General features: G+C 75.1%; 11 protein-coding genes. 1 reads left to right on the top strand and 10 read right to left on the bottom strand.

All coding sequences use genetic code 11. The features are described from left to right. Nucleotides 1-17: 17 nt before the first annotated feature. Nucleotides 18-995 carry a trypsin-like serine peptidase gene (locus tag OG906_RS08700; protein WP_329441484.1) on the bottom strand — a complete coding sequence of 326 codons (978 nt, stop codon included), beginning with the start codon at nucleotides 993-995 and terminating at the stop codon, nucleotides 18-20. A gap of 173 nt (nucleotides 996-1,168) precedes the next feature. Here OG906_RS08700 and tsaD point away from each other — a divergent pair, with 173 nt between their 5' ends. Further along, entirely contained in the window at nucleotides 1,169-2,245 is a 1,077-nt protein-coding gene (gene tsaD / locus OG906_RS08695) for a tRNA (adenosine(37)-N6)-threonylcarbamoyltransferase complex transferase subunit TsaD (RefSeq protein WP_329441483.1), read from the top strand. Here tsaD and OG906_RS08690 read toward each other — a convergent pair. The 9 genes from OG906_RS08690 to OG906_RS08650 form a co-directional block, all read right to left on the bottom strand. Beyond that, nucleotides 2,214-3,065, bottom strand: coding sequence for a 4'-phosphopantetheinyl transferase family protein (locus tag OG906_RS08690; protein WP_329441481.1), 852 nt, complete (start codon nucleotides 3,063-3,065; stop codon nucleotides 2,214-2,216). The two genes, tsaD and OG906_RS08690, sit on opposite strands and share 32 nt — an antisense overlap. A gap of 10 nt (nucleotides 3,066-3,075) precedes the next feature. Then, nucleotides 3,076-4,353, bottom strand: a complete 1,278-nt coding sequence (locus OG906_RS08685) for an MFS transporter (RefSeq protein ID WP_329441479.1) — start codon at nucleotides 4,351-4,353, stop codon at nucleotides 3,076-3,078. Between the two features lie 84 nt (nucleotides 4,354-4,437). Continuing rightward, nucleotides 4,438-4,728, bottom strand: a complete 291-nt coding sequence (locus tag OG906_RS08680) for a hypothetical protein (protein ID WP_329441477.1) — start codon at nucleotides 4,726-4,728, stop codon at nucleotides 4,438-4,440. Continuing rightward, nucleotides 4,725-6,032, bottom strand: a complete 1,308-nt coding sequence (locus OG906_RS08675; protein WP_329441475.1) for a glutamate synthase-related protein — start codon at nucleotides 6,030-6,032, stop codon at nucleotides 4,725-4,727. The genes OG906_RS08680 and OG906_RS08675 overlap by 4 nt, the downstream gene beginning before the upstream one ends. Next, nucleotides 6,029-7,081, bottom strand: coding sequence for an asparagine synthetase A (locus OG906_RS08670; RefSeq protein WP_329441474.1), 1,053 nt, complete (start codon nucleotides 7,079-7,081; stop codon nucleotides 6,029-6,031). The genes OG906_RS08675 and OG906_RS08670 overlap by 4 nt, the downstream gene beginning before the upstream one ends. A 76-nt stretch (nucleotides 7,082-7,157) precedes the next feature. After that, complete coding sequence (locus OG906_RS08665) at nucleotides 7,158-8,474, bottom strand: methylaspartate mutase (RefSeq protein WP_329441473.1); 1,317 nt, start codon at nucleotides 8,472-8,474, stop codon at nucleotides 7,158-7,160. Further along, nucleotides 8,471-8,914 carry a cobalamin B12-binding domain-containing protein gene (locus OG906_RS08660; RefSeq protein ID WP_329441471.1) on the bottom strand — a complete coding sequence of 148 codons (444 nt, stop codon included), beginning with the start codon at nucleotides 8,912-8,914 and terminating at the stop codon, nucleotides 8,471-8,473. Before OG906_RS08660 ends, OG906_RS08665 begins: the two co-directional genes overlap by 4 nt. A 189-nt stretch (nucleotides 8,915-9,103) precedes the next feature. Next, on the bottom strand, nucleotides 9,104-9,310 hold the full coding sequence (locus OG906_RS08655; protein WP_329441469.1) for an MbtH family protein: 207 nt from the start codon (nucleotides 9,308-9,310) through the stop codon (nucleotides 9,104-9,106). Next, on the bottom strand, nucleotides 9,307-16,431 hold the full coding sequence (locus OG906_RS08650) for a non-ribosomal peptide synthetase (RefSeq protein WP_329441467.1): 7,125 nt from the start codon (nucleotides 16,429-16,431) through the stop codon (nucleotides 9,307-9,309). The genes OG906_RS08655 and OG906_RS08650 overlap by 4 nt, the downstream gene beginning before the upstream one ends. Nucleotides 16,432-16,560: the final 129 nt, after the last annotated feature.

Below are 16,560 nucleotides of genomic sequence, written 5' to 3'. Positions count from 1 at the left end.
GGATCACGGGAGCCGCCTCAGGGGGAGCCGGTCGCCCGCGCGTAGAGGGCGCGGGTGCCCTCGTCGAACCGACTGCTGTACGAGGTCGTCTCGCCGCCGCCGTCCCGGCCGCCGACCACCCCGATCAGGGCGGGGCCGTCGGTCAGGATCGGGCCGCCGCTGGTCCCGTTCGGTACGCCCGCGCAGTCCAGCCGCACCTGCGCGGGCCCTTCCGCCCGGGCCGTGTTGTAGCAGTCCACCGGCTGTTCGGCGTCATTCGGATAGCCCACCACCCGTGCGGGCGCGGGCAGTCGGGGGTCGAACCGGATCGCGGGCGCGCCCGTGACGTCCTCCAGCCGCTCCCCGGGGTGCCCGGGGCGGCGCACCCGCACGAAGGCCACGTCGTGATCGGGGTCCGCGGACTCTGTCCAGCGGGGGTCCACCTCGATCCGGGTGGGCACCCACACGCCGTACGGGGCGACGCCGTCCCGGTAGCCCGGCACGAAGGCGAGGTTGGTGCGGAAGCCGCCCCGGTACACGCAGTGGGCGGCGGTGACGAGGAGGTCCCCGTCGGGGGACTGAACCACGCCGGCGGAGCAGTGGTGGTCGGCGTCCCAGTCGCCGCCGGGGGAGAACAGCGCGCCGATCGCGGGCTCGGGCGCCGTGCTCCGGGCCTCCAGGGGGGAGGAGGGGCGCCAGTCGCCCTCCGGCCGCGACCGCACCGGGGTCGCGGATCCGGCCGGCTCGGCGGCCGCCTCGGAACCGGCGGGGGTCGGGGTGTCGTCGCGCGGCGCCTCGACCTCCACCACGAGCCCGTCCAGGACCGCCGCGGCCGTCCGGTCGGCGCGTTCCGGGTCCTGGAGGTAGGTGCCCCGGGCCGGGTCCCCGTCCGCGAGGTGCGCGGCGACGACGCGCAGCTCCCACACGACCCAGGAACCGGCTCCCACCAGGGCGAGAACGATCCCGAGCAGCACGAGGCGGACGCGTCTCGCCCCGCCCCCCGCTTTGCCGACCATGTGGTGCTCCCGCTCCCGTTCCCGAAGATCCCTCGACGACCCGTCCGACGGGTGCGACGTGCCGAGGGTTCCCGAAACGGCACGTGTCCGTGCTCACAGCCCGTGCACGGACGGGCGGATGACGCCGCTACCCTTGTTGCGAACCATTCGCAACAAGGGTTGAAGGTGTCGTCGTGGGATCTCCGGTGGTGCTCGGCCTCGAATCGTCCTGCGACGAGACCGGTGCGGGGATCGTGCGCGACGGACGACTCCTCGCGCACGTCGTCGCGTCGAGCATGGACGAGCACGCCCGCTTCGGCGGAGTGGTCCCCGAGATCGCGGCCCGCGCCCACCTGCACGCCTTCAACCCGGTCGTCCGCCAGGCGCTCGACCAGGCCGGGCTGCGGATGTCGCAGCTCGACGCGATCGCCGTCACCACCGGACCCGGCCTCTCCGGCGCGCTCCAGGTCGGCCTCGCCGGCGCCAAGACCCTCGCCTACGCCCTGGACCTGCCGCTGTACGGGGTCCACCACCTGGCCGGACACGTCGCCGCCGACACCCTGGAGCACGGGCCGCTGCCCGAGCCCTGCATGGTCCTGATCGTCTCCGGCGGCCACACCTCGCTGCTGCTGGTGCGCGACCTCGTGCGCGAGCCGATCCTGCACCTCGGGGACACCCTCGACGACGCGGCCGGCGAGTGCTTCGACAAGGTCGCCCGGGTCCTCGGCCTGCCCTACCCGGGCGGGCCGGCCATCGACCGGGCCGCCCGGGACGGCGATCCGAAGGCCGTCGCCTTCCCCCGCCCGCTCACCGGCGGGCCCCGCGCCGGCGACCCGTACGCCTACTCCTTCTCCTTCTCCGGGCTCAAGACCGCCGCCGCCCGCTGGGTCGAGGGCCACCGGCTGCGCGGCGAGGAGCCGCCGGTCGCCGACGGCGCGGCCTCCCTCCAGGAGGCGGTGGCCGACGTGCTGACCCGCAAGGCGGTCGCGGCCTGCAAGGAGTACGGGGTCCGGACCCTGGTGGTCGTCGGCGGGGTGGCGGCCAACTCCCGCGTGCGCGACCTCGCGGAGCGGCGCTGCGCCTCCGCCGGGATCGAACTGAGGGTTCCGCCGATGACCCTGTGCACCGACAACGGCGCGATGATCGCGGCCATCGGCGACCTGCTGGTCCGCTCGGGCACGGAGCCGGCCCCGTACGAGCTGACGATCGACCCGTCGGCGCCGCTGGAGTACGCCGCGCTCAACCCGCGGGCGGCCGTCGAGCCGGCGTGAGCGCCGCGACGCCGGCCGCCGGGGGCATCGACCCGCCGGCCCCGTCCGCCGCCGCGGGCCGCCCCGCCGGTCCGGCCGGCCCGTCCCACTCCGTGTTCAGCGCCAACGCCGCCCGGTGGCCCTCGGGAACCCGCACGTCGGTCAGCGTCCACCCCGGCAGCCGCGCCGGCTCCGGCCCCGACCCCACGTAGTCCGCGGCCGGGTCCTCCGACAACCCCACCCCGAGGCCCTTGAGGTAGGCCTCCTTGCGGGTCCACACCCGGGTGAAGGCGCGGGCGCGTTCGCCGGCCGGGAGGGCGGCCAGCTCCGCCGCCTCCCTCGGGTGCAGCACGTCCGCCGTGTCGGCGATCACGTCGGGCCGCACCACCTCCTCCACGTCCACCCCGACCGGCGCGGAGGCGAACGCCAGCAGGCTGATCCCGGTGCAGTGCGAGAGCGAGAAGTGCAGGGTCCCGCCCGGGAGCACGGGACGCCCGTGCGGCTCCGCGCAGTGCGAGCACGGCGCCCGCTCGACGACCACCTCGCGCGGGGCGGTCCCCAGATACGCGCCGAGCAGCCGGCGCAGCGCCACGTGCGCGCAGACGTACGCGTCCCGGTCGGCCGCCCGCGCGAACTCGGCGGCCCGCGCCAACTCCTGGGCGTCCAGGGTGCCCGGCGCGTGCCGGGCCGCGTGCGCCCGGTACGCGGTGGTGTCCACGAGCCACAGCTGCGGGGTCACGGCCACCAGCGCGGCCCGCTCCGGCCCGGGGTCCGACAGCGGCTCCGGGACCAGGAGCCGCCCCGGGGCCCGGCCGCGGGGCGGGAGGGCGAGGGACGTCACGGGATCCCCCTCACACCGCGGCCGGTACGGCAGGCTCCACCGGCGCCGGCGCCGGCTCCTGCGCCCGCGCCGGGTGACGCAGGGCCATCACGGCGGCGAAGGGGGAGACGAACGCGATGGCACCGCACACCAGCCAGGTGGTCTGGACGCCGAGGACCAGCGACAACGAGCTGAACACGGCGATGGAGACGGGCGCGGTGCCGATCCCGGCGAGCGACAGGGTGGACATGGCGGCGCCCATCCGGTCCTCGGGAGCCGACTGTTGGTACAGGGTGACGATCGCCGGGCCGTTCAGCCCGGACAGCAGGCCGACCCCGGCGGCGACGGCGGTCAGCGAGACCACCGACGGCATCAGCGCCATGACGAGGATCCCGGCGGCCAGGCCGGCGCCCGTCACGACGAGCCGCACGAACATGGGGATGCGGTGCGCGAACGCCGCCCCCACCGCGCTGGAGCCCAACGCCCCCACGCTGAACGCCGCCAGGACCACGCCGACCGCGCCGACGCCCCAGCCCCGCTCGGACACCAGCAGGGGCAGCGCCACCTCGGCCGGCCAACTGAACGCCATGTCCAGGCACAGCGCGGCGACGAACATCCAGCGCAGCCTCGGATGCCGGGCCAGCAGCCGGAAGCCGTCCCCGGACCGCTTCACCAGGGAGACCCCGGGCTCGGGCTCGGGCCGGACGAACCCGTGGGTGACGTGGAGCAGGCAGCCGAGCCAGATCGCGCCGGTGAGCGCGCCGACCAGCATCGCCACCCACAGCTCCCCGACGGTGATCAGGAAGGCGCCGGCCGGGGCGCCGAGGATCGGCGCGACCCGCAGGACCATCGCGTACAGGGAGTTGGCGCGCGCCAGTTGGTCGCCGCGGGCGAACAGGGGCAACAGCACCCCGGAGGCCGGTCCGGCCAGCCCGAGCAGCACGCCCTCCACCAGGGCGATGGTCACCAGCGGCCACAACTGCCCGGTGTTGGCGGTGACCACGGCGCCGACGCCGAGCAGCAGGACCCGGGCGGCGGTGGTGCGCAGCAGGACGAAGCGCGGGCCGAGGGTGTCGGCGACGGCCCCGCCGAAGATCAGCATGAGGGCGCGGGGCACGGTCGCGGCGAGCATCAGCAGCGTGACGGCGCGGGTCCCGCCGATCTGCACGGCGGTCCAGTTCATGGCGATCAGCAGGGCGAAGCTGCCCAGCTGGACGGCGGCCTGACCGCCGACGAGGCTGCCGACGCGACCCCACTGGACCTTCGCGGGGTCCGGCCGTGCGGTGTCGGGACGTGCGGGGGTGTCCATCAGGTGCACCTGTTCCGTGTGGAAGGCGAGGAAGGCGAGGAAGGCGGGAGGTCTGGGAGCGGGGAGGGGCGGACGGGGCGGGGGTCAGACCGTGCGCAGCGCGACCCGGACGGCGTGTTCCGCCGCGCGGGCCCGGGCGGACGGCCCGGGCGAACCGAAACTCCGCAGCTCCAGGTGCCCGCCCAGGTGGCCGAGGCCGGCCCCGGTCAGGACCCGGGACGCGGCGGCCCCGGCCGCGCCGCCGCCGGCGGTCGGCGTGACCGTGACCCCGGGGAGTTCGGAGAGCCGGAACCGGGCCCGGGCGAAGCCGGGTCGCCGGCAGCGACCCGGACAGCCGGGCGGCGCGGACCGACCGCCGCGCCGGCCCCGCCTCACGACGGCCCGGCGACCGCGGTCGCCGCGGCCGGACGCGCCCCGGCGGGCGCGGCCGGGTCGGGGAGCGGTGCGGCGGGGGCGGGCGCGCCGAGACGGTCCGGGGCCCACAGGTCGGCCGGGTCGAGGTCGCCCACGTGGTACTTGCCGAGGGCGCTGACCAGCAGCCGGGTCTCCAGGGCCAGCGCCTCGACCAGCCGGACCAGACCCGCCCGGGGGTCCTCGTCCACGGCGAGCAACGCCGCCCGGCCCAGGCCCACCGCCCTCGCGCCCAGGGCGAGCACCCGCACCGCACGGCCGCCCTCCCAGATCCGTCCCGAGGCGAGCAGGTCCCCGGCCGGGGTGCCGACGCGGCGCAGGCACTCGTCGAGGGGCAGGCCGACGCCGTCCAGGAAGGCCCGCGGCGCCCAACCGGTGCCGCCCTCGGCGCCGTCCACCGTGACGGCGTCGGCGCCCGCCGTCCAGGCGATGGCGGCGGCCCGGGCCACGTCCCGGCCCGGGTGGAACTTCACCCAGGTCCGGGCCAGCGGGAAGTTGTTCCGCATGAACCTCAGTTGCCGGCGGACGATCTCCTCGGTGAACGTGCCGGGGGTCGCGCAGCGCAGGCGCCGCCCGGGATCGCCCAACAGGTCACGCACCGCGAACTGTTCGGCCAGCCGCTCGGCCTCGGCCGCCTCGATCACGGTCATCCCGCCGAGCCCCGGCTTCGCGCCCTGGCCCACCTTCAGCTCGAACCCCAGCCGGCCGGAGTCCCGCAGGGCGCGCGTCCCCGGGTCGCTGTACAGCAGGTTCCACACCTCGGAGTCGGCGTCCTCGGTCGACTGCTGCACGACCACCCCGCCGACCCCGTCGGCGACGGTCTCGGCGTACGCCGTCACCCGCTCCAGCAGCGCCGAACGCGTGCCGTATCCGTGGACCGGCACCATGTTCTCCCCGATCACCATCGGGATGCCGAGCCGCGCGGCCTGCCGGCCCGCGGCCACGCCGAGGTCACCGCTGCCCGCCCGGGTCGAGCCGAACGCCGAGAGGTAGAGCGGGAGCCGCGAGGCGAAGCCGCCGACCCGGGTGCGCAGGTCCACGTCCTCGTAGGAGGGCTCCCGGCCCAGGTCGATCAGCTTCTCCAGCCGCCTGGGCATGAACACCGGCGGCATGAGACGCAGGGCGTCCAGGCCGTCCCGCTCGACGGGTGCGGCCCCGAAGAGCCGGGACCCGTACCCGTCCGCCGCCGGGAACACCTCGGCCGTGCCGGTCCGCGCCCGGGCCCGTACCGCCTCCTCGGGGAACCCGGGGGCGCTCAGCGCGCTCACGGCGCGATCACCCCGGGCAGCTTCGGGTACGCGCTGACCTGCCACAGCGCGTCCAGACCGGTGAGGAAGCGAACCAGGCGCTGGAGTCCCATCCCGAAGCCGGCGCTCGGCTCGATGCCCTCGCGGGCCAGGTCCAGGTACCAGGCGTACTTGGCGGGGTTCTCCCCGCTCTCCCGCATGCGGGTCACGATCGTCGCGTACGCGGACTCGCGCTCGCTGCCGCTGACGAGCTCGCCGAAGCCGCCGTGCGCGATCAGGTCGAAGTTGCGCAGCACGCCCGGCCGTTCGGGATCCTCGCGGTCGTAGAACCCGCGCGAGCCCTTCGGGTAGTCGTCGACGAAGAACGGGCGGTCGGCCTCCAGCGAGAGCAGCTTCTCGCCCGCCCAGTCGATCTCGGCGTCCGGGCTCTGCGGGTGGCCCCGCCCGATCAGCGCGGCCACCGCCTCCTCGTGGGTGCGGGTGTCGAACTTGCCCTGCCGCAGCTCGGCGAAGTCCAGTTCGTCACGGCCCAGTTCGCGCAGCACGTGCGGCACGGCCGTCCACACGTGCTCCACCACGTGCGTCAGCAGCCCGGCCGCGAGTTCCTGCGCGTCGCGACGCGTACCGCCCGCCAGCTCCACGTCGATCTGGTGGAACTCCACCAGGTGCCGGCCGGTGGACGCCGTCTCCGGCGGCTCCACGCGGACGTTCGGCGCGATGTAGAACAGCCGGGGAAACCCCTTCAGCGAGGCCTGCTTGTAGAGGATCGCGCTCGTCATGAGCTTGTACGGCCGGCCGTAGTAGTCCACGTCCAGCGCCTTGGCGCCGCGACCGCCCGGGTCCGTCACCGGGCCCACCAGCGGCGGGAGCAGCTCGACGAACTCCCTGCCGCGCAGGAACTCCCGTGCCGCGAAGAGGACTTCCTGTTGCACCAGCATCGCCGACCGCAGCTCGGGGGAGCGCAGGTGCTCGCCGAGCGGCGGCGGGGTCGGGGGCGTCGTTCCCGTCGTCCGCGTCGTCACTGTCGTCCCCGCGGTGTCCGCGGGTTCCGGTCGGTGGGTGGTTTCCATGGTGTCGACTCCTGTCTCGTGTCCGTGTGTGTTCGAACCGGCCGCGTGCTCGAACCCGGCCGTGTGCGCGTCCCGGTCAGCCGGGTCGGTCCTCCTCGCCGGCGTCGTCGTACCTCCGGGCCACCGCCCCCAAGGCCACCAGCAGCCCGTCCGAGGTCATGGGGCGCCGCCGACCGGCCGGGGCCGCGTACGGCGCGACCGGCATCGCCCCGACCTCGGACCAGCGCAACCGGCCGGCCCCGTCCACGAAGCTGCGCGAGCGCCCCGCGTTGTCCGGGTGCAGGCAGTACGGGACGTCCAACACGCCCCGCGCGAAGGCCTTTCGCAGTGCCCGCCCGAGGTCCTCGTCGAGTTCCAGCACGGCCTCCACGAAGGCCAGGGCCTCCCGGTACACCTCACTGTCGGCGGGCCCGCCGGCCGGCCCCGCCTCCGCCAGGGCCGCGCTCGCCGCGGCCGTCTCCAGGGCGCGCACGTTCTCCGTCACCGTCGGGATGCGGTGTGCCTCGGCCGCGGTCTTCACGATCAGCCGCTGCGCCCCGGCCCGTACGGCCAGCCGGGCCGAGGCCTCCAGCAGCCGGGTCGCGCCCCGCTCGGTACGGGGGAACACCCCCATGTAGGTGTAGAGGACGACGTGCCGGTCCACGCCCGCCGGCAGGAACTCCCCGGCGAGCCGGTGCAAGGCCCGTATCGCCTCGGTGTCCTGACCGGGGTCGCTCTGCTGGGCGTAGCTGAGAGAGACGCTGCCGATGCCGTGCCGGGCGAAGAACAGCCCCTCCAGCAGGCTGAGCGCCACCAGCAGCCCGGGAGGGCAGAGCTGGCCGAGCATGCAGCCGCCGAAGCTCTCCAGGTGCGGCACCCGCGGCGCCGGGACCAGCTCGGCCAGCAATGCGCAGCAGCGGGCCCAGTTCTCCACGGACTCCGACAGCGGGGTCCGCCCGTAGGGCAGGCAGTACGAGACGGGTCCGCCCTCGGTGGCGTCGAGCCCGGCGGCGACGAGGGCCCGCACGATCGACTCGGGCCGGGAGGAGCCGTGCCGCACCTGGACCGGGAACCCCGGGTCCAACACCCCGTCGAGCAGGGCGCGGGTCAGGTCGGCGGGGTGGGTGGCGATCGGATAGCCGTTGAGCGCGAGACCCTCGGCGAGCGCGGCCCGGGCGGCGGCCTGATCGCCGACCCGGGTGTAGCTGTCGATGGTGAGCGTGCCCGCGGTGGTGGCGACGGCGGCCTTGGTGCGCTCCAGGCCGGCCCGCATCCGGCGCGGCTCGCCGAACCCCATCCGGGGCTGGACGACGAGCTGCCCGGCGGCCGCCGCCCGCGCGACGAAGGCCCCGAACGAGGGAGCCGTGGTGGTGGTTCGGGCCACGATCGGTGCGGCGAGCGTGGCGGCGGTCATGCCACGGCCCGCGCGGCGGTGGCGGTGGCGTCGATGGTGGTCGAGGGGCTCAGGTAGCGGCGCAGGGCCTCGATGTCCCCGTCGTCGAACACGGCGTCGCAGCCGGCGTCGAGGAGCAGGCCCCGCGCGTGCGGATCGGCCCGGCCCGCGACGCCCAGCTTGCCGCCGATCACCACGGGAAGGGTCAGGCCGGCGCGCCGCACGGCCCGGACGGCGCTCAGCCCGTCGCGGTAACCGTGGCCGTTCACACTGCTGATGACCACCAGGTCGGGCGCGTCGGCCGCGCACGCGGCGGTCAGCAGGTCGTCGGTCACACAGGGCCCCAGATTGCGCACCCGGTGCCCCTGCTCCTCCAGGAAGAGCTGGAGATAGACGAGATTCCACGTATGGGAATCCGATGCCGTGCCCGTCAGCAGGATGTTCACATTCCGTCGTCGCATGCCGACAAATATAGGAACGGATGTCTCCGGCAAGGGGAAGTCCGGGCGGCAGTATCGGGGAATTCGGTCCGTGCTGCCGTCCGGAATGCCGGTGTGCGGAATGAAGGAAACGGAAAGCCGTGACCCGCACTGCGGGTCACGGCTTTCCCTGCATTCCGGCAGGAATTCAGGCGTCCGGAGCGGACGGGTTCACGCGTACTGGGCGACGAGGCTCTTCGGGCGGATGTCCGTCCAGTTCTCCTCCACGTACGCCAGGGCGTCCGCCCTGGTTCCCACGCCCCACACCGGCTCCCAGCCGTCGGGGACGGCGGCGAACGCGGGCCACAGGGCGTGTTGGCCCTCGGCGTTCACCACGACGTGGAACGTGCCCTCGGTGTCGTCGAAAGGATTGGTCATGACAGACTCCTCAATTTCTCGGAAAGGATGCGACCGATCAGGGCGAGCGGGGCCGGCTCTCCCATGCGGGTGTGCGGGACCCCGATGACGTGATGCTCGACGCGGCCCTCGATGTAGGGAATCCAGTGCCGCACGAGCGTGTTTTCCGTTTCGCCGTCCTCGAGGGCCGCCAGGAACAACAGGTCGGTGGCCACCGGGCGCGGCGCGTACAGGTTCATGATTTCCGCGTGGTTGATGGACGCCCCGATCACCGAGCGGATCTCCTCGTCGGAGAACGCGCCGAGCACCGGGTCCTTCAGTCGGACCAGGCCGATGAGGGCGTCCACGTCGAAGGGGGCGTCCGCCGGCTCGTCCGCGGCGTCGCCGACGAGCATGTCCCGCTTCTGGGCCGGCGTCATCGCGCGCCGCTCCGGCTCGGTCGGCAGCAGGTGGACGTCCATCATGGCCAGCAGCTCGGTGCGTTCGCCGAGTTCGGCCAGCGCGACGGCGAGGGCGTGCGCGACCGTGCCGCCGAAGGACCAGCCGAGGAAGCGGTACGGGCCGTGCGGTTGGACCTCGCGGATCAGCGGGAGGTAGTCCGCCACCATCTCCTCGACCGTCTCGGGGGAGTGGCCCCACTCGCTCAACGCCCGCGCCTGGATCGCGTACAGCGGCTGGTCGGGCCCCAGGTGCCGGGCGAGCCCGGCGTACGGCCACCCCACGCCGGTACCGGGGTGGACGCAGAACAACGGCCGTTGCGCACCCCGGGTGGCCAGCGGCAGCACCACCCCCATCGGGTCGAAACCGGTGGGTTCGTCGCCCAGCAGCCCCGCCACGGTCGGGGTGCGGAACAGGTCACGGACCCCGAGTTCCAGCCCCAGCACCGTCCGCATCCGGCTGATCAGGCGCACCCCGAGCAGCGAATGCCCGCCCAGGCCGAAGAAGTTGTCGTCGATGCCGACGTCCGGGACCCCGAGCACCTCGGAGAAGAGCCCGCAGAGCACCTCCTCGCGCGGGGTGCGCGGCTCCCGGCCCGCGCCGCGCACCGCGGGCGCGGGCGCGGGCAGGGCCGCCCGGTCCGGCTTGCCGTTGACGGTGAGCGGGATGGCGTCGACCACCACCGCCGCGGCGGGGACCATGTGCTCGGGCAGCTCGCCGCCGGCCCAGCGCAGCAGCTCGGTGTCGGTGAGGGTGTGGCCGGCGCGCGGCACGACGTACGCGACGAGGCGCTTGCCGCCCGGTCCGTCCTCGAAGACCACCACCGCGACCTGCCCCACGCCAGGGTGCCGGGCCAGGGTCTCCTCGATCTCGCCCGGCTCGATGCGGAAGCCGCGCAGTTTGATCTGGCCGTCGGCCCGCCCGATGAACCGCAGTTCCCCGTCGGGCGTCCAGTGCGCCAGGTCCCCGGTGCGGTACATCCGCCCGCCGTCGCCGCCGAACGGGTCGGGGACGAACCGCTCGGCGGTCAGGCCCGGCCGGCCGACGTAGCCGCGCGCCACCTGTGTGCCGGCGATGTACATCTCGCCGGGGACCCCCACCGGGACGGGCCGCAGCCGCGCGTCCAGGACGTGGACGCGGGTGTTGTCGAGCGCGGCCCCCAGGTACACGCCCGGCAGGGTGCGCACGGTGAGGGGGAGGCGCTGGTGGTGGGAGGCGAAGGTGGTCTCGGTCGGCCCGTACGAGTGGACGAGGACGGTGTCGGGGCACTGGTCCAGGACCCGTTGGAGGGCGCTGGGGGAGGCGACGTCGCCGCCGGTCCACACCTCGTCCAGCAGCTTCAGGGTGTCGAGGCCCTCGTCCGCCATGATGTGGAAGAGACCCATGGTGAAGTAGGCGGCGGTGACGTCGTGCGTGCGGATGGTGTGGTCGAGTTCCGCGACGTCGGTGCCGTCGCCGGGGGCGATGACCAGCTGCCCGCCGTTCAGCAGCGGCACCCACCACTCGTAGGTCGAGGCGTCGAAGCCGATCGCGGAATGGACCAGCATCCGGCGGTGGTTGGCCAGGTCCCAGCAGCGGTCGCCGGCCAGCTCGACCACGTTGCGGTGGGTCACCGCGACCCCCTTGGGGCGGCCCGTGGAGCCCGAGGTGAACATCACGTACGCCGACGCGTCCTCGCCCACGAGCACACCGGGACCCGAGGCGACCGCCCCCCGGTCGCCGTCGCCGACATCCGTGCCCGCGCCGTCGCCGGTGTCGTCCACGGACAGGATGCGCACGCCGGCCGCCCGCTCCCGCCCCACCGACGCCGCGTCGAGGTGCGCCGAGCCCGTCACCAGGACCCGCGCCGACACGTCCTCCATGATCATGCGGATCCGGGCCTGAGGCAGCCGCGGGTCCAACGGGACGTACGCCGCACCGCACTTGAGCACGGCCAGCACGGCGACCAGGAGGTGCGGCGTGCGCTCCGACAGGATCCCTACCGCCCCGTCGCGGGGGACGCCCGCGGCGACGAGCCGGTGGGCGAGGGCGTCGGCCCGCGCGTCCAGCGCGGCGTACGAGAGCCTTTCCTCCTCGTACGAGACGGCGATCCGGTCCGGTGTCCTGCGGGCCTGCTCCGTGAACCGTTCGTGGATCAGCCCGCCCGCGACGCGCGGTACGGCCGTGTCGTTGTACTCGGCCAACCGGGACTCGTCCCGCTCCGACCGGAGCCGGACGTCCCCGATCCGCTGCCCCGGGTCCTCGGCCACCGCCCGCAGGGTCCGCGCCAGGTGCTCCGCCAGTACGGCGGCGGTCGGCTCGTCGAAGAGGTCCGTCGCGTACTCCAGCACACCGCCGAGCCCGCCCGGAGCGCCCCGCTCGCCGCGGAGTTCGCGCAGCGACAGCGTGAGGTCGAACTTGGTGAACCGGAACTCCGAGCCCAGCGGGACCCCGGTCAGGGCGCCGTCCGGCGCGGTCCGCGGTTCGTCCGGCTGCACCTGCACGATCACCTGCGTCAGGGGGTGGTGGGCGGTGGAGCGCACCGGGTTCAGTTGCTCGACGACCAGGTCGAAGGGGAGTTCCTGGTGGGCGTAGGCGCCGAGCCCGGTGTCCCGGACCCGGTCCAGCAACTCGGCGAAGGACGGGTCGCCGGAGGTGTCGCAGCGCAGGACGAGCGTGTTGACGAAGAAGCCCACCAGCTCGTCCAGGGCCTCGTCGTCACGGCCCGCGATCACCGTGCCCAGCGGCAGGTCGGTGCCCGCCCCGTGCCGGGTCAAGGTGGCGGCCACGGCCGCCTGGACCACGGTGAGGAGCGTGGTGCCGTGGTCCAGCGCGAGCCGCTCCAGCCGGGCGTGCGTGTCGGCGTCCAGGGTCACCGGCGTGGCGGCCCCCCGGTGCGAGGCCTCCGCGGGCCGGGTGCGGGCTGCGGTCAGCTCCAGTACCGGCGGGGCGTCGGCCAGGGTCGCACGCCAGTACGCGGCGTGCCGCGCGAACGCGGTGTCCCCGTCCGCCGCGGCGCCGTCCTCCAGGGCCGCGCGTTCCCACAGCGCGTAGTCGGCGTACTGCACCGGGAGGGCCTCCACGGCGGGCGCCCGGCCGGCCTCCCGGGCCTCGTACGCCCGCGCCAGGTCGGCGAGGAGCGGTCCGGCGGACCAGCCGTCGGCGGCGATGTGGTGCACCACCAGCACCAGGAACCGTTCGGTCCCGGCGTCGATCAGCGTCGCCCGCAGCGGCGGCTCCGTCGCGAGGTCGAAGACGTGGCCGGCGGCGGCGTCGACCGCCGCCCCGCCCTGCCCCTCCGGCACGGTCACCCGTACCGGTTCGGGCCGCACCGCCTCCAGGATCCGCTGGTACGGCTCCCCGTCCACCGCCGGGTACACGGTCCGCAGCACCTCGTGCCGGTCCGACACGTCGGCCAGCGCCGAGGCCAGCACGGCCGGGTCCAGCGGCCGGTCCAGGCGCAGCGCGAACGGGATGTTGTACGAGGGGCTCGGCCCCTCCAACTGGTCCACGAACCAGAGCCGGCGCTGCGCGGACGACAGCGGGATCCGCTCCGGTCGATCCGCCGCCGCCACGGGGACCAGCGGGGGCCGGCCGGCCGGCGCGGCCTCCCGGACCAGGCGGACCGCGAGCTCGGCGGGCGTCGGCGCGAGGAACAGGTCCCGGATGCGCGCCTCCAGCCCGAGCGTGGCCCGGATCCGGTTGACGAGCCGCACCCCCATCATCGAATGGCCGCCCGCCGAGAAGAAGTTGGCGTCGGGGGCCACCGGCCCGTCGAGCCCGATCACCTCGCCGAACAGTGCGCACAGCACCTGCTCGGCGGGGGACCGACGGCCGGTGGGTACGGTCGTCCCCCCGGCCGACGCGTCGAGGGCCGCCCGCGCCCCAGCCGCCCGGGCCCGGCGTTCCGCGATCCCCCGCCGTTCCTCCTCGTCGAGCAGCGGCCGGGTGGAGGGGCGCGCGTCGGGGTCGGCCGCCGCGTGCGCGAGGGCCCGGGTGAACGCGTCGAGCAGCAGCCGGGCCGTCTCCGGCTCGAACAGGTCCGTCGCGTACTGCCACCACACCTCCAGGCCGCCGCCCGGCAGCTCCACGCAGGAGGCGCTGAGGTCGAACTTGGCGACCTCCAGGCCCGGTTCGACGTACCGCCCGGTCAGGGCGCCGTCGCCGAGCGAGACCCGCTCCCCGTCCTGCGCCTGCGCGGTCAGCATCACCTGGAAGAAGGGGTTGACGGCGAACTCCCGCCGCGGGTTCAGGGCTTCCACCAGCAGGTCGAAGGGCAGTTCCTGACGGGCGTACGCGGCCAGGTCCGCGTCCCGGGCCCGCTCGACCAACTCACCGTACGGGGCGTCGCCCGAGACGTCGGTGCGCAGCACCAGCGTGTTCACGAAGAGCCCGACCAGCTCGTCCAGGGCCTCGTCGTCCCGCCCCGCGACCGGGGTGCCGATCGCGATGTCCGTCCCCGCGCCGACCGCGGCCAGGGCCAGCGCCAACGCGGGCTGGAGCACCATCAACAGGCTCGCCCCGCGTTCCGTGCCGATCGCGGTCAGCCGGCGGTGCGTGTCGGCGTCGAGGCGGGCCACCAGCGTGGCGGCGGCGCCGGTCGGCTCGGCGGGCCGGGGACGGTCCAGCGGCAGGTCCAGCAGTGTCGGCATGCCGTCCAGGGCGGCCCGCCAGTGCTCCAGCGCCTCCGCCGGCCGCTCCAGCAGCTCGTGCTGCCACAGCGTGTAGTCCGCGTACTGCAAGGCCAGCGGCTCCCGGGCGGGGGCACGCCCGGCCGCCCGGGCCGCGTACGCCTCGCCGAGGTCGCGCAACAGCGGTCCGACCGACCAGCCGTCGGCCGCGATGTGGTGCATCAGCAGCGCCAGCGTCGCCGATCCGTCACCGGGCACGAACAGTCGCGCCCTGAAAGGCAGTTGGGTGCCCAGGTCGAAGGTTTCGGCGGTGAACCGGGCCACGAGCGCGGCCACCTCCGGCGGCGCGCACCCGGTCACCTCGAGCGGCACCGGCGGCGCCTGGAGCACGTGCTGGTACGGCTCGGAGTCCACCGCCGGATGGACGGTGCGCAGCACCTCGTGCCGCTCCACCACATCGGCCAACGCCGCCGCCAGCGCGGCCGGGTCGGGCGCGGAGTCCAGCCGCAGCACCACGGGCAGGTTGTAGGTCGCCGAAGGCCCCTCCAGCCCGGCCAGGAACCACAGCCGGCGCTGGGCGAAGGACAACGGGACCCGCTCCTCGGGGGGCAGCACCTTCCCGTCGAACACGGTCCCGACGGATGGCTCGGCGCCGTCGCCGGCCGACGGGCCGCGCAGGGCCTTGCGGTCGATCTTCCCGGAGGAGGTCCGGGGCAGGCACTCCACGAGGGTCACCGTGCCGGGCACCGCCGCGGCCGGCAGCTCCGCCGCGACCCGGTCCCGCAGCGCGGCGGCCTCCACCCCCTCGTCCGCGACCACGAACGCGGCCAGCCGGCGCACCCCGTCGGCGGTCTCCCGCGGCACCACGGCGGCCTCCCGCACCCCGGGGTGCGTCGTCAGCACGGCCTCCACGGAGGCCGGGTCCACCCGGTGCCCGTTGATCTTCACCTCGTCGTCCGCCCGGCCCCGGAAGCCCAACTGCCCGTCCGGCCGCACGAAGACCAGGTCGCCGGTGCGGTACGCGCGGTCCGCGCCCAGCGTGGCGAACCGGGCCGCCGTCAGCTCGGGTCGGCCGAGGTAGCCGGTCGCCAACGCGTCCCCGAGCAGCCACAGTTCACCGTCCACCACGGCCGCCCGGACGCCCGGCAGGGGCTGCCCGATGGGCACCGGACCGCCCGTGTACCGCGACAGGTCGGCGACGGTGGCCACGACGGTCGCCTCGGTGGGCCCGTACGTGTTCAGCAGCCGCACCCGCTCCGGATCCACGCTCCGGCACCACTGCGCGACCCGCTCGGGCAGCGCGGCCTCGCCGCCGATGACGACCGTGCGCAGGGTGTCCGGCAGGCGGGCGACCCCGCAGGCCAGGGCGTGGGCCAGTTCGTGCCAGTAGGCGGTGGGCAGGTCGAGCACCGTGATGCCGTGCGCCGCGCACCCGGCCAGCAGCCCCGGCACGTCGAGCATCTCCTCGTCCCGCAGCACGAGCGTGGCGCCCGCGCCCAGGGTCAGGAAGATCTCCTCCACGCTGGCGTCGAAGTGCAGCGGGGCGAACTGCAACACCCGGTCCTCGGCGGTGATCGCGTACCGGGCGCCCGCGCCGGCCACGAACCGGGCCAACGCCCCGTGCCCGACGACGACGCCGTTGGGCGTGCCCGTGGATCCGGAGGTGTAGATCACGTACGCGGAACCCTCGGGAACCCCGGCGCCCGGCAGCGGGAACTCGCCCTCGACCAGGGGGACGTCGACCCCCGCGCAGTCGGCGAGGATCGCGGCGTTGCGGGCGGCGGGCGCCCCGGGATCCAGCGGCAGGTAGGCGGCCCCGGTCCGCAGGGCGGCCAGCAGGCCCACCACCGCGTCGACGCCCCGGGGCCGGTGGACGGCCACCAGGCGTCCCGGGCCCGCCCCGGCGCCGGCCAGCTCGTCGGCGCGGAACGCCACCGCGAGGGCCAGTTGCCCGTAGGTCATCCGGCGCTCGCCGTGCACCAGCGCGACCCGTTCGGGGCTCTGGGCGGCGATCCGGTCGAGCACTGGGGGCGCCGGGATGATCGCCGTGCCGCCGTCCAGGACGGCGGAGGCGGTGGGGGCGGTCGAGGGCATCGCGGGGCCTCCAGGCGAGGGGTGGGATGCGGAGCGCAGTCCGTGACCCCCACGCTAGGCACCGCCCCCGGCCCCGGCGGGCAGTCCCCGGGGCAGCTCGGACCGAGGCGCTGCCGCCCCGGACTGCCG

Source organism: Streptomyces sp. NBC_01426 (assembly GCF_036231985.1).
Taxonomy (GTDB): Bacteria; Actinomycetota; Actinomycetes; order Streptomycetales; family Streptomycetaceae; genus Streptomyces.
Note: the sequence above shows the minus strand (reverse complement) of the source record. Positions and strands in the feature narration are given on the sequence as shown.